24 protein-coding genes are annotated in these 20485 nt (G+C 53.3%); 5 read left to right on the top strand and 19 right to left on the bottom strand.

The features are described from left to right. Positions 1-54: 54 nt before the first annotated feature. The 6 genes from ACORNT_RS01875 to ACORNT_RS01900 all read right to left on the bottom strand — a co-directional run bounded on the left by ACORNT_RS01875 (position 55) and on the right by ACORNT_RS01900 (position 4633). Positions 55-351: an HPr family phosphocarrier protein gene (locus ACORNT_RS01875; RefSeq protein WP_321394572.1), complete on the bottom strand. Its 297-nt coding sequence runs from the start codon at positions 349-351 to the stop codon at positions 55-57. Further along, complete coding sequence (locus tag ACORNT_RS01880; RefSeq protein WP_321394575.1) at positions 348-755, bottom strand: PTS sugar transporter subunit IIA; 408 nt, start codon at positions 753-755, stop codon at positions 348-350. Before ACORNT_RS01880 ends, ACORNT_RS01875 begins: the two co-directional genes overlap by 4 nt. 23 nt (positions 756-778) lie before the next feature. Continuing rightward, positions 779-1690 (bottom strand): RNase adapter RapZ, encoded by a 912-nt coding sequence (gene rapZ / locus ACORNT_RS01885; RefSeq protein ID WP_321394578.1) that lies wholly within the window; start codon positions 1688-1690, stop codon positions 779-781. Between the two features lie 115 nt (positions 1691-1805). Then, positions 1806-2234, bottom strand: a complete 429-nt coding sequence (locus ACORNT_RS01890; RefSeq protein WP_321394580.1) for an HPr kinase/phosphatase C-terminal domain-containing protein — start codon at positions 2232-2234, stop codon at positions 1806-1808. Further along, positions 2231-3880, bottom strand: coding sequence for a stimulus-sensing domain-containing protein (locus tag ACORNT_RS01895; RefSeq protein ID WP_321394582.1), 1650 nt, complete (start codon positions 3878-3880; stop codon positions 2231-2233). Before ACORNT_RS01895 ends, ACORNT_RS01890 begins: the two co-directional genes overlap by 4 nt. A 48-nt stretch (positions 3881-3928) precedes the next feature. Beyond that, on the bottom strand, positions 3929-4633 hold the full coding sequence (locus ACORNT_RS01900) for a response regulator transcription factor (RefSeq protein ID WP_321394585.1): 705 nt from the start codon (positions 4631-4633) through the stop codon (positions 3929-3931). Positions 4634-4816: 183 nt separating this feature from the next. Between ACORNT_RS01900 and ACORNT_RS01905 the strand changes: the two genes are divergently transcribed. The 3 genes from ACORNT_RS01905 (at position 4817) to ACORNT_RS01915 (ending at position 7775) form a co-directional block, all read left to right on the top strand. Beyond that, a complete protein-coding gene (locus ACORNT_RS01905) occupies positions 4817-5314 on the top strand; it encodes a J domain-containing protein (RefSeq protein ID WP_321394588.1) in 498 nt (165 codons plus the stop codon). 131 nt (positions 5315-5445) lie between these two features. Then, positions 5446-7035: a CHAD domain-containing protein gene (locus ACORNT_RS01910; protein WP_321394590.1), complete on the top strand. Its 1590-nt coding sequence runs from the start codon at positions 5446-5448 to the stop codon at positions 7033-7035. Further along, positions 7032-7775: a ParA family protein gene (locus ACORNT_RS01915; RefSeq protein WP_321394593.1), complete on the top strand. Its 744-nt coding sequence runs from the start codon at positions 7032-7034 to the stop codon at positions 7773-7775. Before ACORNT_RS01910 ends, ACORNT_RS01915 begins: the two co-directional genes overlap by 4 nt. A 20-nt stretch (positions 7776-7795) precedes the next feature. Here the strand turns inward: ACORNT_RS01915 and ACORNT_RS01920 are convergent, their stop codons facing one another. The 4 genes from ACORNT_RS01920 to ACORNT_RS01935 all read right to left on the bottom strand — a co-directional run bounded on the left by ACORNT_RS01920 (position 7796) and on the right by ACORNT_RS01935 (position 10633). Further along, positions 7796-8305, bottom strand: coding sequence for a CYTH domain-containing protein (locus tag ACORNT_RS01920; RefSeq protein ID WP_321394595.1), 510 nt, complete (start codon positions 8303-8305; stop codon positions 7796-7798). 49 nt (positions 8306-8354) lie between these two features. Beyond that, on the bottom strand, positions 8355-8783 hold the full coding sequence (locus ACORNT_RS01925) for an NUDIX hydrolase (RefSeq protein ID WP_321394598.1): 429 nt from the start codon (positions 8781-8783) through the stop codon (positions 8355-8357). Between the two features lie 116 nt (positions 8784-8899). Beyond that, complete coding sequence (locus ACORNT_RS01930) at positions 8900-9412, bottom strand: helix-hairpin-helix domain-containing protein (RefSeq protein WP_321394601.1); 513 nt, start codon at positions 9410-9412, stop codon at positions 8900-8902. Positions 9413-9529: 117 nt separating this feature from the next. Continuing rightward, on the bottom strand, positions 9530-10633 hold the full coding sequence (locus ACORNT_RS01935) for a DUF2891 domain-containing protein (RefSeq protein WP_321394604.1): 1104 nt from the start codon (positions 10631-10633) through the stop codon (positions 9530-9532). A gap of 136 nt (positions 10634-10769) precedes the next feature. Between ACORNT_RS01935 and ACORNT_RS01940 the strand changes: the two genes are divergently transcribed. After that, a complete protein-coding gene (locus tag ACORNT_RS01940; RefSeq protein ID WP_321394607.1) occupies positions 10770-11177 on the top strand; it encodes an MAPEG family protein in 408 nt (135 codons plus the stop codon). An 18-nt stretch (positions 11178-11195) separates the two neighbouring features. Here the strand turns inward: ACORNT_RS01940 and ACORNT_RS01945 are convergent, their stop codons facing one another. The 7 genes from ACORNT_RS01945 to ACORNT_RS01975 all read right to left on the bottom strand — a co-directional run bounded on the left by ACORNT_RS01945 (position 11196) and on the right by ACORNT_RS01975 (position 17119). Beyond that, the gene (locus ACORNT_RS01945; RefSeq protein WP_321394611.1) at positions 11196-13142 is read right to left on the bottom strand and encodes a S9 family peptidase; all 1947 of its coding nucleotides are present in this window, start codon (positions 13140-13142) and stop codon (positions 11196-11198) included. A gap of 76 nt (positions 13143-13218) precedes the next feature. After that, on the bottom strand, positions 13219-14172 hold the full coding sequence (locus ACORNT_RS01950; RefSeq protein WP_321394613.1) for a DUF3137 domain-containing protein: 954 nt from the start codon (positions 14170-14172) through the stop codon (positions 13219-13221). A 10-nt stretch (positions 14173-14182) separates the two neighbouring features. Continuing rightward, the gene (locus tag ACORNT_RS01955) at positions 14183-14749 is read right to left on the bottom strand and encodes a LemA family protein (protein ID WP_321394616.1); all 567 of its coding nucleotides are present in this window, start codon (positions 14747-14749) and stop codon (positions 14183-14185) included. A gap of 135 nt (positions 14750-14884) precedes the next feature. Beyond that, a complete protein-coding gene (locus ACORNT_RS01960) occupies positions 14885-15577 on the bottom strand; it encodes an AsmA family protein (RefSeq protein ID WP_321394618.1) in 693 nt (230 codons plus the stop codon). A gap of 102 nt (positions 15578-15679) precedes the next feature. Continuing rightward, the gene (locus tag ACORNT_RS01965) at positions 15680-16093 is read right to left on the bottom strand and encodes a 3TM-type holin (RefSeq protein ID WP_321394620.1); all 414 of its coding nucleotides are present in this window, start codon (positions 16091-16093) and stop codon (positions 15680-15682) included. After that, a complete protein-coding gene (locus ACORNT_RS01970) occupies positions 16074-16547 on the bottom strand; it encodes a D-Ala-D-Ala carboxypeptidase family metallohydrolase (RefSeq protein ID WP_321394623.1) in 474 nt (157 codons plus the stop codon). Before ACORNT_RS01970 ends, ACORNT_RS01965 begins: the two co-directional genes overlap by 20 nt. After that, positions 16544-17119 carry a hypothetical protein gene (locus tag ACORNT_RS01975; RefSeq protein ID WP_321394626.1) on the bottom strand — a complete coding sequence of 192 codons (576 nt, stop codon included), beginning with the start codon at positions 17117-17119 and terminating at the stop codon, positions 16544-16546. Before ACORNT_RS01975 ends, ACORNT_RS01970 begins: the two co-directional genes overlap by 4 nt. A gap of 301 nt (positions 17120-17420) precedes the next feature. Here ACORNT_RS01975 and ACORNT_RS01980 point away from each other — a divergent pair, with 301 nt between their 5' ends. Then, positions 17421-18470 carry an AI-2E family transporter gene (locus ACORNT_RS01980; RefSeq protein WP_321394628.1) on the top strand — a complete coding sequence of 350 codons (1050 nt, stop codon included), beginning with the start codon at positions 17421-17423 and terminating at the stop codon, positions 18468-18470. 91 nt (positions 18471-18561) lie between these two features. Here ACORNT_RS01980 and ACORNT_RS01985 read toward each other — a convergent pair whose 3' ends face one another. Both ACORNT_RS01985 and ACORNT_RS01990 read right to left on the bottom strand, forming a co-directional pair. After that, on the bottom strand, positions 18562-18906 hold the full coding sequence (locus tag ACORNT_RS01985; protein WP_321394631.1) for a metalloregulator ArsR/SmtB family transcription factor: 345 nt from the start codon (positions 18904-18906) through the stop codon (positions 18562-18564). Positions 18907-19304: 398 nt separating this feature from the next. Next, on the bottom strand, positions 19305-20471 hold the full coding sequence (locus tag ACORNT_RS01990; RefSeq protein ID WP_321394634.1) for an isovaleryl-CoA dehydrogenase: 1167 nt from the start codon (positions 20469-20471) through the stop codon (positions 19305-19307). Positions 20472-20485 lie beyond the last annotated feature (14 nt).

Consider the following 20485-nt stretch of genomic DNA (forward strand, 5'->3'; position numbering starts at 1 on the left):
TAAATAAAGAAATCTTTATATCTCTATATATCTTCTGAATTTATTAAGGAAATACTAATCTTCGCCAAATTTGTCTTCCACAAGTTCCTGCAGGGCCTGCAGGGCTTCCGGGGCCTGGGCGCCGTCACACTGAATGACAATCTGATCTCCCGGCGCGGCGGCCAGCATCATCAGACCCATAATGGAAGTCCCGGAGACGGATGTGCCGTCCTTGGAAACCTGTATCCGGGAATCAAATTTTTCGGCAACCGACACAAATTTTGCCGACGCCCGGGCATGCAGTCCCCTGCGGTTAAGGATGGTCAGGGTTGTTTCACAGGGAAGTCCGGCCGCCCCCTGTTCTGCCGTCATGAAACCTCTCCGGACAGGACATGGGAAGCCACGTTGATATATTTGCGCCCTGATTCCTGGGCGGCGGTGATCGCCTCCTCCATGGAACAGGCCACCCGCACACTGGCAAGTTTGATCAGCATGGGCAGGTTAATACCGGCAATGACTTCCACATTGGCGTTATCCATGATGGAAATGGCCAGGTTGGAAGGCGTTCCGCCGAACATATCCGTCAACAGGATGACACCGTCGCCCTGATCAGCTTCCTTGACTGCATTAAGGATATCTTCCCGACGCTGCTCCATATCGTCGTCCGGTCCAATACAAATGGACCTGACGGCCTTTTGCGGGCCAACCACATGTTCCATGGCAGATACGAATTCTTCCGCCAGTCGACCATGCGTTACAACCACCATACCGATCATATATCATTTCCGTTTCTTAAAATTCATTCACCGGACAAAAGTTCACGGTGATGCACATTGACCCAATAGCCGTTTCGATGCAACAATTCAGCCAGTTCCCGGGCCACAAATACCGATCTGTGTCGGCCGCCTGTACACCCGAAAGCGATGGTCAGGTAAGACTTACCCTCTTTCTTGTACTCAGGCAGCAAAGACAATATCAGAGAACCTATCTTATCCCAAAAACTTTCGAAAGACGGATCTGCTTTTATAAAAGCCGCCACATCCTCGTCCTCGCCAGTGAGCGGACGCAGGCTGTCTTCATAGTGTGGATTTTTGAGAAACCGCACATCAAAAACCAGGTCCGCATCCCGCGGCAACCCTTTTGGATAACCAAAGGAACAGATGGAAATATTCAGGTCGCCGCCGGCCTTGCGCTCGAATCGCTGGGTCAGCATGCGCTTCAGTTCATGAATACCCAGGTCCGAGGTGTCAAAGAAATAGTCCGCTTCAGCCCGGATCACCTCCAGCATCTGGCGTTCCCGGACGATACCGTCGGAAACCGGCCGGTCGATGGCCAGCGGATGACGTCGCCGGGTTTCAGTAAACCGTTTGGCCAGGACCGTATTGTTGCTGTCAAAATAAAGGATTTTTACATCCAGATCGTCCCGGTCCTTCAGTTCCTGCAGGCGTGAGAGGATCCGGTCCGGGCGGAAATTCCGGGTGCGGGCATCGATGCCAATGGCGAAAGCCGGATTGATATGGTCCGTATCCTCGCTTTTCGCAAGCTCTATCAGATTGGGCAGCAGGCTCAACGGCAGATTGTCCAGTGCCTCATATCCAATATCTTCCAATGCCTTGAGAGCCGTGGATTTTCCGGCGCCGGACATGCCGGTAATCAGCAAAAGAGTGAGCCTGTCGGTCGCCGGACCGGCCCCTTCCCCGTTTTTAGTCACCTTATTCCCCTGTTGCGCTACTCGGACGATCAGGCATCTGTCTCTATGCCGACCGTGCAGGAATCAATTTACAGGCTAAATATTCTCACAGCGGGAGGAAATATACAAATCTATTTCATGAAAGAAAATGCCTCAGGGCGGCCCGGACTTTTGCCACAGCCGATGCCTCAAGGGCCATAAACTCAAGCTGCGGGACACAGATCCCCTCATGTTCGAAGAATTGTTCCCCGGGCAGCCTCTCCGGATATACGTCCCCTTCCGGATCAAGCAACACCAGCACCAGATCAACGGAAACGGACGGCAGGATCGGCATTTTCACCAGACCGAGCCCGCGCACCTCGATCATCCCGGCAATATTTTCGGCCGGGCGGGCAACCAGGCCGTCTGCCTCCCGGACCAGGGTGACATAATCGTCTCCGACCAGCTTTGCCCCGGCCTCCTCGATCAGGCGCAGGGCCAGATCGGATTTGCCATAACCGGAGGAACCTGTAATCATAATGCCCCGATCTTCCAGGGCCACAACCGTGGCGTGATACAGTGTCATTGGCTTTTGTCTTCCATTGCCCTGGGCAGGCGGACGACAAAACGGGCGCCGCTGCGATCTTCCCGGTTTTGGGCGATGATGGTACCGCCGTGGGATTCCACGATCTGTTTACAGATACTCAGGCCGAGGCCCGAATGTTTGCCGAAGGCCTCGCCTTTGGGCCGCTCTGAATAAAACCGCGCAAAAATACTTTCCAGCTTGTCTTCGGGAATACCGACGCCTTCGTCCTCCACCACCAGTTCAACCATATTTTTATATTCCCCGAGCCTGACCCAGACATGCCCGTCCGGCCGGGAAAAAGAAATGGCATTGTCAACCAGATTGCGCGCCACCTGGCCCAGTTGTCCCTCCAGCCCCATCACATAATAGGGTTGGTTTTCCATCGACTTGCGGAGCCGGCGGCTGCCGTCCACCTCCAGCACAATAGTCGGTAACTGGTCTTTCTGGGTGGTATCATAGATATCGATCAGGGTTTCCAGCATGGCGGTCATATTGACCAGTTCCATCTGGCTGCGGGCAAGTTCCGCATCCAGCCGGGAAGCATCGGAAATATCGGAAATCAGGCGGTCGAGGCGCTGCACATCCTGCTGGATAATCGCCAGCAGTTTCTGCTTGTCTTCCTCTTTTTTGGCGAACGACAATGTCTCGACGGCACTGCGCAGAGAGGTTAGCGGATTTTTCAGTTCATGGGCCACATCAGCGGCAAAAGAGGCCACTGCATCAATCTGCCGGGCCAGGGTGTCGGTCATTTGCCGGAGCGAGCGGCTGAGATCACCGATTTCGTCATTGCGTCCGGAATAGTCAGGAATCTGATAGTCCGGGTTGGTGGCCATCCTGATCCGGTCGGCAGCCCGGGCCAGCCGCAGAACCGGCTGCACAATGGTCCGCGCCTGGAAAATGGACAGGGTCAGAGTGATCAGCAGGGCGGCAAAAAAGAGTTTCAGAATGGTCATGCGGGCATCCTGCACCGCCTCCCGGATATCGCGATCATCCGCGGACAGCATCAACGCCCCGAGCACCCGCCGGAACCGCTGTACCGGAACCGCGACCGTAATAATATCAAACCGCTCGGTCAGCACCCGGATACGGTAACTGCTTTCCCCGGCCATGGCCTCCATGACCTCCGGATAATGTTCCGCCACTTCATTGGCGGTTTCCTTGTATTCACCAAGGGCATATCTTCTGTTCAGGCGGTCAAGAAGGCTGGATATCTCCCAACTGACGGTATCCCAGAAACTGGCCAGCCCCCCGTCCGGCGGCAGGGGATTGACAACGATAGACTGTTCAATGGCCAGATCGCGGCTGTCGATGAGCTTGGTTCCCGACACATCGAAAAAGCGGGTCCTGTTCTGGGTCACATCCACAAGCCGCATGATGATCTGCTGGGCCGGGATCAGATCAACCTCGGTGGTGTCCGGCCCGCCGGTGGCCGCCTCGCCCAGGGCGCCGGCCATGATCTCAGCATCCTTCATCAGGGAATCAATCCGCGAGTGGATCAGGGTTTCCTGCAGGTCATCCACATACAGGATGCCGCCGCCGAGAAAGATCAGCGCGATAACATTCACCAGCAGGATCCGTATGGTCAACGGAGAAACCCGGCGCTTTGGCCGGGTCCTGATGAGGGGTGCCTTTGGGTTCGAGGTCATCAGATATGTCTAGCGCAAATATCCGGCCCTATCAACTTTGCCGAACCCTCAACTTTCACTATAGCGGTATCCTACGCCATACAGGGTTTCAATGCCGTCAAATTCCTCGTCCACCGCCCTGAACTTCTTGCGCAGCCGTTTGATGTGACTGTCGATGGTCCGGTCGTCCACATAAACATCGTCATGATAGGCCACATCCATCAACTGATCCCGACTTTTTACATGACCAGGTCGGTGCGCAAGAGCCTGCAGGATCAGGAATTCCGTGACCGTCAGTTTGACATCCCTGCCGTCCCATTCACACTGATGGCGAACCGGATCAAGGCGCAGGCGACCACGCACGATCACGCCGTCTTCGTCTTCCCCGGCTGTTGCACTTTTCTTGATGGCCTCCACCCGGCGCAGGACCGTCTTGATCCTCTCGATCAGCAGGCGCTGGCTGAAAGGTTTTTTAATATAATCGTCGGCGCCCATTTTAAGGCCGAGCATTTCATCAATTTCATCATCCTTGGAGGTCAGGAAAATTACCGGGAAATTATGTTTTTCCCGCAAGCGGCGCAACAGCTCCATGCCGTCCATGCGCGGCATCTTGATATCAAGCACGGCCATATCGGTGCCGTTCTTGTTGAGCCCCTCCAATGCGGCTGCCCCATCCGTATAAGTCTTTACGGTAAATCCCTCCGCCTCAAGGGCCATACTTACAGACGTCAGGATGTTCTGATCGTCATCCACCAAAGTAATTGTTGTCGCCATTTAGCTTTTTTTCCTTATCTTGCAACCAATTCCGGTAAACAGTATCACGAAACCGTGGCAAGATTAAGAATTTCCGACAGGACCTAAAAATGCCTTCCGCGCGACACTATATGGAAAAAAACTTTATTGATTGACGCTATGTTTTACTGTTAATCATGAACGTCACTCAATGAGCCGGAAATTATGACGAGATCAAAAAGCTGGGGATTTCCCCGATGGGATGGATACCACGTACAGCGCGAGCCTGTTTCGGTCAGGCTGTGTGACTTTGATGGTTGCGACGAGCCCGGTGATTATCCGGCGCCGAAGGCCCCTGATTCTCCGGAAAAATGGCACTTCTGTCAGCGGCATGTGGCGGAATATAACCAGAACTGGAATTATTTCTCCGGCCGCAACAAGGCGGATGCTTTTCGTCGCGCCCAGGAAGAAGCCCGCGCCAGCGCCGGTTATAAAACCAGCGGCGCCTATGATGCCGGCCCGGAAGTATACGGTGCCGACCAGCGCCGGGCAGATGCGTTCGAAATCCTTGAACTTGAAGACGACGCCACCCAGGCCGAGATAAAATCGGCTTATCGCTCCCTGGCCAAACGATATCATCCGGATACCAACCGGGGTGACAAGCAAGCCGCCATCAAGTTTCAGCAGGTGACCGCCGCCTATCAGGTCCTGGTTGTAAGATAACCCCGAAAATTCTTTGTAATCCGCCGTTTTTGTCATAATATTGTAACAAAATTATGATTGGCGACAAGGCCCCGCCTTTTTATAGTTTGCCGCAATCAAGAACTATAGCGCAGAGCAATCGAAGGGGTGTCATGTATTTTAACGGACCAGAAAATTTTGACCTGGCCACCATCCGGAAAAAACTGGAAGAGATCAACGGGCTGTCCCTGATCCGGGAGCTGTCGCTACATCAGGAATTCCTCGACACCTTTGACTGGCGCCTGTTCAACACCCAAAGTTATATGATCCGTGAACATCATGGCCAGGAAAACCGCTATCTCTGGCGCCATCTGATGGATGACAGCCAGATAGGCAGCGTCACCCTGCACAGGGATAACCCGGTTTTCGCCTGGGATTTTCCGGCAAGTCCGATACAGAACCGGCTGGAAAAAATCATTGCCATGCGCCGGCTTCTGCCGGTTCTGTCTCTGCACAGCCAGCGTCTGGAATTTCATGCCCTGGACAAGGAACAGAAAAAAACAGCGACCCTGTATCTGGATCGAAACGAGGTCACCTGCCCTGCCGCAAAAAGCGACCCCCGCGAGAACAAAACCGATGCGGAATGGACTCTGCAGCTGCTGCCGGTGCGCGGCTACGAGAAGGAATCCGACAGGATCGTCCGCGGGCTGCAGCAGCTTGGCTTCCAGCGTCAGAAGCGCCCCTATCTCCATAACGCCCTGAAACGGTTCGATGTTACGCCGGGACAATATAGCTCCAAGCTGAACATAAAATTATCCGAAACCGCCCCGGCGGCCGCGGCAACCACAAAAATCCTGAAAACCCTGTTCGCCACAATGCGGGAGAATGAAGCCGGCACCATCGCTGACCTGGATTCCGAATTCCTGCATGATTACCGGGTCGCGGTCCGCCGCACCCGTTCGGCGCTCAGCCAGATCAGGGACGTCTATGGTGAGGCGGAAACCCGGAAATGGAAGGATGCCTTTGCCTGGCTCGGCCAGATCACCGGCCCGACGCGGGACCTGGATGTCTACCTGCTGAAGTTCGAAAATTACCGCTCCCTGCTCCCCGGGGAATATCGCGAAAGCCTCGGTGATTTGAAAAAATTCCTGATTGCCAAACAGTCCACGGAACAGAAAAAACTTGCCCGTTCACTGGCGACGGAAAAATACAGGAAGCTAAAAGACGACTATGAAATCTTCCTCGACAGCGAGGACAAGGGCGAGGCGAAAAACGCCGCCCTGCCGATGAAGGAGCTTGCCAGCCGGCGCATCTGGAAAACCTTCCAGCGCATTGTCAGTGAAGGCAAGGCCATCACCGACGAGAGCCCTGCCGGGGACTTGCACGAGTTACGCAAAACCGGCAAAAAGCTCCGGTATCTGATGGAATTTTTCCAGAACCTCTATCCGGCTGGCGAAATTAAAAATCTTGTCTCCGGCCTGAAAGTCCTGCAGGAGAACCTTGGCAACTTCCAGGATTATGAAGTTCAGGCCCAGAGCATTGCCGCCTTTTCCGATGAAATGCAGCAGAAAAACCTGGGCGGCGCCCAGACCTTCATGGCCATGGGAATCCTGGCCGCCCACCTTCTTGACGGACAGGCCGAGGCCCGCCGGGAATTTGCCGATCGTTTCCGAACATTTGACAGCCCGGAAGCGGAACGAAAATTTAACCAGCTCTTCGGCCCCAAGTCCGCAAAATCCTCCAAAGGAAACAAGTCATCATGAAAACGCTTGGTGTCTTTAACATCAAAGGCGGTGTAGGCAAGACCGCCACTGCCGTTAATATTGCCTACCTTGCCGCACGTGAGGGCTTCAAGGTGCTGTTCTGGGACCTTGATCCACAGGGGTCCTCCACCTATTATTTCCGGGTCAAACCCAGAATCAAGGGCGGCACCAGGGGACTGGTCGAAAAAAAGCATGAACTTTCCCAGTTGATCAAGGGCACGGACTTCGACAACCTGGATCTGCTGCCGGCCGACTTTTCCTATCGCATGCTGGACATCGAGCTGGTGGAAAAGAAACTGACCACCCTGTTTAAGATCCTCAAGCCGGTGACCGACGATTACGACCTGCTGGTGCTGGATTGCCCGCCCAGCATTTCAGCCCTGTCAGAACATATTTTCTCCATCGTCGACGGCCTGCTGGTGCCGATAATTCCCACAAGCCTGTCCTTGCGCACCTATGAGCAACTGATGAGTTTCCGGACGGAAAAGGGATATGACAATGCCACAGTCTGGCCGTTCTTCTCCATGGTCGACCGGCGCAAGAAACTGCACCGGGACATCATCGAACATGCAGCCGAGGAATATCCTGAGTTCCTCAACAGCTACATCCCTTATTCGAGCACAGTCGAGCAGATGGGTCTGAAACGGGCTCCGGTGCACAGTTTTGCGCCCTCAAGCCTGCCGGCCCAGATGTATCAGTCCCTGTGGGAGGATACTAAATTTCGCCTGCAACTGACCTGATGAAATAACAAAGCAGGGAGTTACTTCCCGGCAAGAAGCTCGTCATAGGTCAGGTCCCAGCCGATGAAGGGGTGACTGAACAGATAGGCATTGAAGAAGCGGGCATCCTGGCTCACTTCCCGGCCGATCCAGTCCGGTTTCAGCACGGCCTCGTCGGCCCGGTCCAGCTCCACCTCGGCGATGATCAGGCCATCATTGACGCCGTGGAAAATATCCACCTCCCAGAGATGGCCCTTGTAGCCATAGACTTCCCTGGTTTTCTCGATCAGGTTGCCGGTGCAGAGCTTGAACAGCAGGGTGGCATCGGCTTCACTGACCTCATATTCCAGCTCATAGCGCTCAATGCGTCCTTTGCTGGATTTGATGCTCAGGATGAATTTGTCGTTCTTCTGGCGGATACGCACCGTATTGCCGCCCTCCCGGGCGATATAACCCTGCCTGATGGCCTGGCGTTTGACGAGTTCGCCGTCAGGACGACGGGAAACAAGGAATTTCCGTTCGATTTCAACATTCGAAGGATTGTCAGACATAAAAAATACTCTGTTTACCGGATAATATTCTGGTCAGGGCGATATCAGGTCAGGGAAGTATTTTTCCTGCAACTTCACGATAGATATCCAGCATATAGAGCCTTTCCAACTGCCGCTTCCTGAACAGGCCGGCACAGATATGTTCCTCGGAGAGGGTCACATCCTTAAGGGAATTGAATTTGACCTTGCAGTGATAGGTGGCCACACAGATATCCGAACGACCGCGATCGCGGGAACGGACACATAGACCTACCAGGTTCGCCGATCTGATTTTAAGTCCCGTTTCCTCAAGAATCTCGCGTTCCAGAGTGTCCTCAAGGTCTTCACCGTCATCAAGCTTGCCGCCGGGAAGCTCCCACTCCTTGTCATGTTCCTGAAGCAGGAGAATTTTGTCCTCGAGGGTAATGACGGCCTTCACCGAAATCGGAAGACCGTCGGCTTTCCTGAACACATCCTTTGCTGTTGGCTTGGCGCCCATCACTTTCCCAAAGTCGTTAACTGTTATATCTGGTATGGAATTTCCATTCTAACCACCAGATATGGTATTGTCCAGTTTCCCCAGGAAATTAACTATAGCACTGACCGGTTAAGGTATTATTTCTTTTTCTTAGACTTTTTATCGGATTTTTTCTTGTCAGCCTTCTTTACGGCCTTCTTTTTATCCGTTTTCTTCTTGTCTTTGGACTTTTTACCGGCGTCTTTTTTCTTGTCAGCCTTCTTTTTATCGGATTTTTTCTTGTCAGCCTTCTTTTCAGACTTCTTGGTGTCTCTGGACTTTTTACCCGCCGCTTTTTCTGCAGCCGGCTTTTCGGCCGTTTCTTCTTTTACCGGTGCCGCTTTTTCTGCCACGGCCTTGACGGCTGGTTTCGCGGCCGGTTTTTTCGCTGCAGGCTTTCTGGCCGCTGGCGCTTTGGCAGCCGAAGAAGAGGTCAGCAAAATGGCCGCCTCAATCACCCGGGACGCCCTCAGGACCGTAAACCCTTGTATTTCTGACAGTTTTTCAGGTGTCGCCTTGCTTAACGCCGCAACTGTTTTGATGCCATGCGCCTCCAGAAGTTTCTGGGTGGCCGGACCGATCCCGTTCACATCAGACAATGAATATGCCATGCACTTCCTCCACTATATTGAAAATATCAGTTCATTTCTGGTAGGCATTGTATGCTTATCCACCCGGCGGGTAAATGACATAAGTATGTAGTTTTTGTTACATATTTGTGAATTTTATCACGGTTGCAATCCGCCGTCCAGCCCGCGCCCGGTCATAAGGTACGTGGCAAAACTGGCGAGCCAGTGCCCGCCGGCATAATGTTCGCCCGTGACTGCCTCAAGCCCGACAATCCGGTGCACCTGGGCCGCATTCAACAGAGCAGCCCGGCGACGATCCCTTTCCGGCAGCGCGGCCGCGATATTTTCCAGATTCCACGCCCGGGACAGGTTCAGCCCGTCCAGATGAGCAAGTTTGCCGTCAGTCAAATCGCCGACGATACCCGGAATCATCCATTTCCAGTTGCCGTTTTTCGGCACCTGCGGCATGAATTTACCGAACCACTTGCTGAATTTTTTCGGCGGCAAAACCCGGCGCATCAGATCCGCCTCCATCAGGCAGGGAGAGAGAAAGTCCTCCCCCGAGGGTTCATAGGCCAGCGGACATTTCACGTCCTTTTCATGGAATTCAAGAACCCGGCCCACCAGCATCTGCTCCAGTTCCTCATCCCCGGCCTGCCGCGCCCAGTCCAGTATCAGACCAAAGGCAAAGGCGGTCTGGTTATGGGTGCCGATGCGCACCGGATAGACCAGTTTGGGCAGCCAGATTTTGATATTCTGCACGACCACCTCCTCCAGGGGCTCCAGCGTCCTGGCCCACTGATGCCCCAGCGGGTTATCCCACTGCCTGAGTTCAGTCATCAGCTGCAGGAACCAGGCAAGGCCGTAAGGACGTTCAAAGGAACTGCCCATCCGGGCCTCAAAATAAGCCACTTCGCCAGCCACCCGGCCCGGTGTGAAGCTTTGGGCAAGCGCCGTCATGATCCCTATCTTATAGTCTCCTTCCGGCCCCACATTCAGCAGCCGCACCAGCATCCAGTGACCGTGCACGGCCGAATGCCAGTCGAAACAGCCGTAAAACACCGGATGCAGGTCCCGCGGCGGGGCGACGGCGCTGTCATCCTTCATGCTGTGCGATATTTTGTTGGGATATTCCCGGTGGATACATTTCAGGGCCAGCGCGGCAAACCGTTCGGCCTGCGCGGCATCGAATACCGGCGCCTCCACCTGGGCCCGGGCCGGCATCGCCAGAACAAGAAAAGCCAGAACAGTAAGAACCTTCATCGTAAACTCCTGAAATATCCCTGCATCTTCTGTTATCCATAGTCGTATGGCCGCAGGTCAATATTTGCATAACACAGGCCGGAAATCTCTGGTACCCTGTTCAAACAAAAGCCTGTTCGAAAAAAGGGGAAGTGCAATGTCCGTTTTCTATCCCATGGCCCTGATGGCCATTTTTACCGTCCTCTATTCGCCCGTGCTGGTGATCGGACGCTTCAAATCCGTCAAACTTGGCGATGTGGCGCCGCATTATTACAAGACCCTGGATGGGGCCGAACCGCCGGACTATGTAAAGAAACCGACCCGCCACTGGTCGAACCTCTATGAAGTACCGGTGCTGTTTTACGCCGTCTGTCTCGCCATCCTGGTGAAAGGGCAGGAAGACAATGCCTTCATTTATCTGGCCTGGGCTTTCCTCGGCCTGCGCTTGCTGCAGGCGCTGATCCATACCACCTATAACAATGTTTATCACCGGCTGATCGCCTTTGCCTCCGGCATGGCCGTTGTGCTGGCCATGTGGTTACGGCTGCTGCTGATCAACCTCTGAGTTTCAAAACCGGGGGTGTCAGTCGGCGCCCCCGCCCAGATGTTTACCCAGAAACTTCTCCACCGCCTTGAGGAATTTCACCCGGTGTTCCTCGCGGCTCAGGTGATGATCCCCGTCCTCGAACTTGAGGAAGGTGATGTCCTTCTTTTCCTTTTTCATCTTTTTAGCAAAGTCCTCGCCCTGATCAAAGGGGACGCGGCGATCATCTGTGCCATGCGCCACCAAAACCGGAAAATTGATTTTATCTATATTTTCGTGGGGCGACATGTCGTCATAGGACAGTTCGTCATTGCGGATATAATGACGATATATCTGAAAGCCCACATATTTCCTTTCATGAAACATAAAGGAGGACATATCCGTCACAGGTGCGAGGGCAACGGCACATTTATAAAGCCCCTGCTCCTTGACCGGCGCCTGCAGGGCCGCATATCCGCCATAACTGCCGCCCATGATGCAGATGTTGTCCGGATCGGCATAGCCCTGTTCGATCATCCAGCGGGTGCCGTCATTAATATCGTCCAGCATCTTGCCGCCCCATTCCTGATCGCCAAGGTTTTCAAACTTCACCCCGAAGCCTGTTGACCCGCGATAATTCATCTGCAGAACCGCATAGCCCCGGGTAGTCAGTAACTGCACCCAATAATCAAATTCCCAATTATCCCGGGCATTGGGGCCGCCGTGCGGCATAATCACTGTGGGTAATTTCTTTGGATCTTTGCCCACAGGAAGGGACAGATAGCCCGGAATTTCAAGGCCGTCCCGGGCAGCGTAGATGACTGGCTTCATTGGCGCCAGCTTGCCGTGGTCCAGACCCGGGTATTTTTCCGCAAAACCGTTCATGGTCTTTTTATCCAGATCCAAAAGATAAAAGTCCCCCGGATTCTGCGGAGAAGTCACTTCAACAATATATTTTCGTTTGTCTTTGCTGGCAGAAATAATCCGGACCGTTTCGTCAGGGAACTTTTTGGCAAAAAAGACATCAATGGCCTGCCTATGTTTGTCTGTGTAGACGGTAACCGGCTTGGCGCCGTCATAATGATAACTTTGCAGGTTGCCTTCCTCATCAATATCGAGGGAGCCCACATCCCCTTCATCACTGCCGGCGATTTTTCCGGCAAAATCCCCCGCATCCAGATCATATTTATAATAAGCCTTGCGGCCATTCTCATCCACGGCAGAGACAAAAATGATGTTGGGATCGGAACTGAATTGCTCAAAAACAAAAGGAATATCGTCTTCAATCAGGTCATATTTGGCGATGGTTTTCCAACCGTCATCCTCGCTTTTACGATAGATAATACGTTCCCTGTTTCTGCGATTATAACCAATTCCCAAACGCACCACACCCTTTTGATCCGCATACCAGTCATTAATGGACCCCCTGGTTCTGACCACCCGACTGCGGTCAGCATCATGAATATTGACCTTGTAGACGTCCGGTTCGTTCATACTTTCAAAGCTGTCCAGAGCCAAAAGAATATGATCCGGATCGTCCGGAAGGAAACTCACCACATCATCCTGGTACTGTGATGCCCATTTGTCTCCAGTTGACCTCCAGGCTCCCATCCGCTGTGTTTTTACCAGATTGACTGCATCACTCCCGTTCCAGTTCATGGACAGAAACCTTGTTTCCATTGTTTCCGTTCCAAACCGTTTACCTGGGAAGCGGACACTGACCGCCAATTGGTCATTATTCAACCAGCGGAACCAGCTATATTCCACTTCCTGGAATGAAATGGGATAAATAGGCCCTATTTCGCCTTCCCGAAGACTTGTAGTAACCAGGGTTTTGCGTCCCTTGTAACTCTGAAACATGGCGAGACGAGTACCATCCGGCGACATTTGTATCCCTTCCACCTTCGGCAGTTGCCCGAAGGTTTCGGCCGAGATGGATAGTTTCTGTTCGGCTAAGGCCGCCGAAGACGTAAAAAGAAAAAGACAGATAAAGAATAGGCTACGCACTGATTCCCCCCCCAATGTGACATATGCTTTTGCCAAATCTTACCCAAGCTGCCGGGCCCCTGCAACCGGAAAGTGCCTAGATCCTGGTCTGCAACTCAAGCTGGAGCAATTGCACGATATCATAGATCAGGGCAAGCTCCCGGGCGCTTTTCTCAACCCGTTCGGGATCGGCAAAGTTTGAAAACATGGAACCACCCTCGAAACTGTTTTCCGATTTCCGGATCGACAGATAGAGATTGCCCCGGTCAAAAGCCAGTTGCAGGTTTTCACTACCAACCAGCGCCGCCAGTTTCTTGATGCGCTCCATAAAGGTGGGGGTGAGCAGATAACGCGCCTCCACCTGGTCTGTGGCATAAACCTCGAACAGGCGCTCGAACTCGGGGTCCTCAAGCTTGACCCGTTCACCATCATTGAAGGTGCCGTCAAAGAAATTACCGAGAGCCGTCTTGTCCTTGCGGATGATGGTGGTGCCGGAAAAATTTTTGTGGAAATCAAAATGGGACAGGAGCCCGCGAAAGACGGTGCGGCTGCTTTTTCGTCCCTTGCTGTCACGCGTTTCCTGCTTCAATTTGGCTTCAAAAAGGTTGAAATCGACACCGCCCGCCTGACCGTAAATCCGGTCCTCAATCCTGCGTTTGTTGTGCCCCGGTATCAGGCGCAGGTCTTTGAATATACTGATTGGCTGGGCACCGGGTTTCAGCTGATAACTGAGCCCGAGATGTCCGCACAGGGCCATCATAATCCGGTCCTTCGCCTGTTTCTGCAGACTGGAAAGTGGTTTGAGCCCGAGGGCGCCGATCCCTATACAGCCGACGCCAGCAAAGATCATCAGCTGGGGGTCCGCCACCTGCCGGACAAGGATGAAATATGCCGCCCCACAAAAGAGCACGACGGCCACAACAGCGGCCGCCGCAAAGATTTTCATGGCCCGGGGACGCCCCGCCTCGACCTCCTGCAGTTCGGGCAGAAGTTCGCGTTCAAAGAAATCCTCGAAGCCCTCAAGACCTTTCAGAGAAGCACCAAAGTCCATTTCTCGCCCCCTAGAGGAAGTCGCCTGCATTGACCGGCTGTTTCTCGGCCTCGTCCATTTCGAAATAAGGCATGGCCCGGATGCTGATCATGGCGGCAATGGTGCTGGACGGGAAGATCTGCACTGCATCATTCAGGTCGGTGACGCTGCTGTTGTAAAAACGGCGCGCCGCAGAGATATGCCCTTCCACTTCCTCGTAAGCCTGCTGGGCCTCGATCATATTATGCTGGGATTTCAGGTCCGGGTAATTTTCCGCCACGGCAAACAGCTGCATCATGGCGGACTGGAAGCCCTTTTCCGCCTCCAGGTGCTTGCCCACTTCCTCCGGGTTGCCCGGGTTATAAGACTTGCCGGCCAGGGAACGCATTTCAGTGACCTTGCTGAACAGCTCCTTTTCGTGCTCCATGAATTTTTTGGCAATGGTCAGGATGTTGGGCAGCAGGTCATGGCGTTTCTTGAGCTGCACATCAATGCCGGACAGGGCCTCCAGCGCCCGGTTGCGCTTTTTGATCAGCGATACATAAAGCCCGTAAACAATAGCCAGGATGACGAGAAGAATTGCGCCAAAAATAATCATGATATTCCCCGTTCAAATTAATCTGTTTCGGCCATTGTTGGCCATAATCCGCCCCCATGCAAGTGGAAAGGGCGGCGCTGAATCCACACTGGATCCACGCCGCCCTCGCTACACTTCCCGACTTTACAGGTATGGTTACTTGATCAGGCCCTTGAGCTTGCTGCCCACATCTTCCAGGGTCTTGTTCATCATATCCTTGGTGACAACCTTGCTGAGCCCGCTGTTGACGGCGCCCAGCACCTTGTTCATCACCTCGGCACCGCTGGCCCCGCTACCTTCCTTGCCGATATCCTCGAGATGAATATCCGGCAGGGTCAGGCCTGCGCCCTTACCGCCCAACAGGTCTGTCGCCAGCTGCACTTTTGTTCCGGTGACATAGATGTCGTCAATCACGAAGCTTTTGGTGCTTTCGTCGCTGCTGCCGAATTTGGCCATATATTGCTGCACATTATTTTGCAGTTTGCTGATGTTGTTGCCTTTGGTGCCGATCTCGTAAATCAGATCCGCGCCGTCAATACGCACCTCTTTGATATGGATGATATCGGACATGACCGACTTCACATCCAGCGCCACATCCACAGACCCCAGTTTGAAGGCGTGATCCGATTTAAAACCGGCCGGATTGCCAATAACAAGCCCGCTAAGGCCGGCTGTACCGCCAAGAAAGGAGACATCGACGCCCTCCAGGCCGATGCTGGTCCCGGTCACTTCCGGCCCATAGTCAACCACAGTCTTCTGAATGATGGAACTGGCCTGGGAGCCAAAATAAAAAACCACCCCCAGAATAACCAGAAGAACAACAATCAGCCCAATCGCTACTTTTTTCATCAGATTTTCCCCTTAGATCATTTTCCTGATCCAGTGTCCCCGATCACCAGGGTAAATGCAAGGGGTTAGCTGCCACTAATTTACCGGTTTTATATATATTGACTACTTGCTTCGGCCGGACATTTTTTCCGCACTCCTGAGCGCACCGAGACCGAGCAGGGCAAGGACCAGTTCCATCATATTATCGGTGACAATGGTGGGCGGCGTGACATCAAGTCCACGGATCGCCACAATCCACATAAACAGGGGATGCAACAGAAAAGCCCAGAGAAACCCGAACCCGCAGACCCAGCCGATAAAGGGTCGCCAGCCGGCAACAAAGACCGAGCGATGCGCCGCCTCGATGCGGTTGATTTCCGCCTGCAGGATCTGCGGCTGCTGACGGATTTTTTCCATCACCGCCCGGGCCTGGTCTTTCTCTTCGTCACTGGTAAACAGCTTGTCGAAGACATTACCGACGGCCGAGACCGCATCCACGGCCGGACCGCCAAACAAATCACCCAGAATAGACATCATCCATCTCCCTGTATTTTACACCGTCAAAAACAAGCGCCTGGTTCCGGTTGTCGCGTCGCCGGACCGGATCAACCACCGAACAATGAACCCAGCCGCTGGCCGGATCGTCCGGGCTGTGAAATTCAAGGATCAGCTGATCGAATGTCAGGTTCCGCCGGATCCAGCCGGCAAGTTCAGGCGGGTACAGGCCGGGGATTTTCAGGTCCACGGCCTCGCCCCTGACATGCTGGGATGTATCGGCTGACCCGATCAGCCTGTTCAGCGCCAGGCTGCGGAAGCCGCTGGTCGGACTGAACGGCCGGCCGACAAAATCCCGGACCGGTTCCAACAGGGTGCGGGCGAGATAATAGAGCCTCTCGGTTTCGGCCGGTGACGGCCGGTTCCCGATCCCGTGCCTGAGGGCTGTCTGGCTGTGGGTCAGCTCCGGGAGGGAGAAATTCCGCGAAAGTTTCATTGCCCGTCACCCTTTCCCTGCCCGCCGGTTCGTCCCTCCTGCAGATAAAGGTCCAGCGACTGCTGCAGATGGGATCTGGCCCAGCCCTTGCGCCGGTGCCATTTCCGGTCCGTGGCGGCCAGCGATGCTTCTTCCACGATCATGTCGAAGATGGGTCCCACCATAAGCCGTTCAGCCGTCATCCTGTCGACCCAGTCGCTGTAGCGGTCTTTCAGCAGGATCTCCCCCTCACTTTCAGATAGACCCGGCCGGCGGCTGTTCTGCACCATCACATCGGTGAACTGCGTGATACGGACCCCGGCGCCTTCCGTTATGAGGCGATAGGCCTTGCGGATGGCATGCGCCGCCCAGACCTGTTTTGAACTGAGGGTACCTTTTTCCTGATAGGATCCTAGCGGATCAGGCTTGAGTTTGCGGGCAGTCTGCTGTGTTGGTCCGACCGCCCCCTGTGCAGGCATCACCACCCGCACCCGCGGACCGTCAGAACCAAGGGAGTCCTTCAAAAGTTTCTCGGCCCGCTTGCGCCGCCGGGTAATCCTCGCCCGACGGAAAGAAGAGGGGGTATTTCCCACTGGAGGCGGTCCATTCCCCTGCTCCGGCGTGTCCCTGTCCCGAGATTTATACTCCGCTAGATAATTTCCCCGGCCGGGCCCAAAAAACGGCTGACTGTCCATTGATATTCTCCTTCCTGAACCTGCACCCTATAGGCGAATAGTTTTTAATAAGACTATTATAGGTATAAATAGGAACAAAACAAGAACGTTGAGGAAAAAATATTAAAATCTTGACCTTCACCACGGATGGTTCAACAATTCCGCCATCAATTAAGGCCGCTACAGGGCGGCAAGACAATACTGCAGATGGAGGCTTTATATGCGCATATTATCCTATGCCGGGGGACTTGGACTCATATGCCTGATTGTCATGATTATGGTTCTTGGCCGGGACCTGCTGGTGCCTTTTGTGATTGCCGTGGTGATCTGGTACCTGATCCATACGCTGTCCGATTATTTCCAGAAAATAAAAGTTGGTGGAAAAAGCCTGCCCTCGTCGGTCACCTTCGGCCTGTCCCTGTTGAGCATGCTGCTGGCCCTGGCGCTGCTTTACGACATGATCAACTCCAACATCGCCGATGTGCGGGCGGCCGCCCCGGGCTACCAGGAAAATTTCGCCAAGCTGACGTTGAGGCTGTCCGCCTTCCTCGGCACGGAAGAACAGGTCAATCTGAAGCAATTTCTCAGCCAGATCAGCCTTGCTCCCTTTATCACCAACATCGCCTCGACCATGGTGACACTGGCCGGCAATGCCAGCCTGATCCTGATCTACCTGCTGTTTCTTATTCTGGAGCAGAAGTTTTTCGCCCAGAAACTGGATGCCCTGCTGCGCCACACATCTTATGACAAAACAGTCAGGGATATTCTGGAACATGTGCAGGAAGATGTGGAAAAATATGTCGCCATCAAGACATTCACAAGCGTTCTGACCGGCCTTGCCTGTTATATGGTGCTTTATTTTGTCGGTGTGGATTTCGCCGAATTCTGGGCCTTTATCATTTTCCTGCTCAACTTCATTCCAACAGTGGGATCGCTGCTGGCGGTGATCTTCCCGACCCTGCTCAGCCTGATCCAGTTTGACAGCCTGAGCCCGTTCCTGATTGTTATTACAACCCTGTCCACCATCCAGTTCAGCATCGGCAATGTGCTGGAACCGAAGCTGATGGGAAGCTCCCTCAATCTGAGCCCGCTGGTGGTGATGTTGTCGCTGGCCCTGTGGGGCAGCATCTGGGGCATCACAGGAATGTTCCTGAGTGTCCCCTTTACCGTCATCCTGATGATTATCTTTTCACAGTTCGACAGCACCCGACCGGTCGCGATACTGTTATCACAGGACGGTTATGTGAAAAACATTCCCAAAGAAAAATAATCTCCTGGCATCCCAAATAAAAATACCCGTGACAACCTCAGATTGCCACGGGTATTCATCGATATTTATCGCATCCGGGAAAATCCGGCAATCAGACTGCCACGGCAACCTGATCTGCGGCGTCCATGCAGAACAACTGGTAAGTCACCCGAAGCATATGCTGAACGCGCTCGTCTTTAATGCGATAGAAAATCTGCTGGCTTTCGCGTCTGGTCGTCACCAGGCCTTCAGCCCGCATGCGGCTCAGATGCTGGGACAAGGCAGACTGGGAAATATCGAGGTTCTTTTCAAGATCCCCAACACACATTTCCTCGTCAAGAAGACGGCTCAGAATGACAAGCCGGTTTGAATTCGCCAGAGTCTTGAGAAAGTCTGCTGCCTGAAACGCCTTGCTCTGCAATTTTTCGACGTCAATCACATCCTTGTTATTGTTCATGATCCCTTACCTATTACACTTAAATTCTGCCAAAAGTTGATTTATTTTATAACTCAGTGGTGTATACACATTTTTTATTTAATATATCCTAATTCCCTTTAAACGTGAAACACTATTTTTCATACCCATTTAACATTTATAACTAAAGTATTAATAATTTTAGACTATTCGATAAAATTTTCTTAAATCTTACTTAATTAAAAGCCATTCGCAATAAAATTCTGCAACTTTAATGCTGCCTGACATCATATTCTATGCCATTTCCCGCATATTACACAAGAAACTATTGTTATTCACCTAAAGATAAAAATCGCAAAATAATAAATTAATTTTCATAAAATAAGCCCCCTACGCGCAGCAAGGGGCTTACATACAACAACTTTAAATAGAAGCTCTCTCTAGATTGTTTCGGAAAACAGCTCCCGGCCGATCAGCATCCGGCGTATCTCGCTGGTTCCCGCGCCAATCTCATACAGCTTGGCGTCCCGTAGCAGTCGTCCGGTGGGAAACTCATTGATATACCCATTTCCGCCCAGCGCCTGAATGGCCTGCAACGCCATCTGGGTCGCCTTCTCAGCAGAATAGAGAATACACCCGGCCGCATCCTTGCGGGTGGTCTCGCCCCGGTCACAGGCTGCCGCCACGGCATAGACATAGGCGCGGCTGGCATTGAGTTCCGTATACATGTCGGCAAGTTTACCCTGCATAAGCTGAAACTCGCCAATGGGGGTGTCAAACTGCTTGCGGTCGTGAACATAGGGGATCACCACATCCAGGCAGGCCTGCATGATGCCGATCGGGCCGCCACTTAGCACAACCCGTTCGTAGTCGAGACCGGACATGAGTACCCGGACCCCGGAATTTTCCTGGCCGAGAATATTTTCTTCCGGCACCTCACAGTCCTCGAACACCAGCTCGCAGGTGTTTGAGCCGCGCATACCAAGCTTGTCCAGTTTCTGGGCCGTGGAAAATCCCTTCATGCCCTTTTCAATCAGGAAAGCAGTGATGCCGCGGGGTCCGGCAGACATATCGGTCTTGGCATAAACCACCAGCGTATCTGCATCGGGACCGTTGGTGATCCACATCTTGTTGCCGTTCAGCACATAATGGTCGCCTTTTTTCTCCGCCCGCAGTTTCATGCTGACCACATCGGAACCGGCACCCGGTTCGCTCATGGCCAGGGCGCCCACATGTTCGCCGCTGATCAGTTTGGGCAGATATTTCCGTTTCTGTTCGTCGGTGCCGTTGCGGTGAATCTGGTTCACACACAGATTGGAATGGGCACCGTAGCTCAGGCCCACGCTGGCGGACGCGCGAGAGATTTCCTCCATGATCACGGTATGGGCGAGGTAGCCCATTTCCACCCCGCCGAATTCCTCTTTCACCGTCACACCAAGAAGACCCAGGGCTCCCATTTTTTCCCACATGTCCATGGGAAACTCGTTTTTCTCGTCGATCTCCGCCGCCCGGGGGGCAAGCTCCTTGTCGGCAAAGGAACGCACTGTATCCCGCAGCATGTCAATGTCTTCACCAAGATTAAAATTCAAAGAAGGATATGAAACCATTTCCGGTCCTTTCC

Origin of the sequence: Emcibacter sp., assembly GCF_963675455.1 — a bacterium.
Lineage (GTDB): Bacteria > Pseudomonadota > Alphaproteobacteria > Sphingomonadales > Emcibacteraceae > Emcibacter.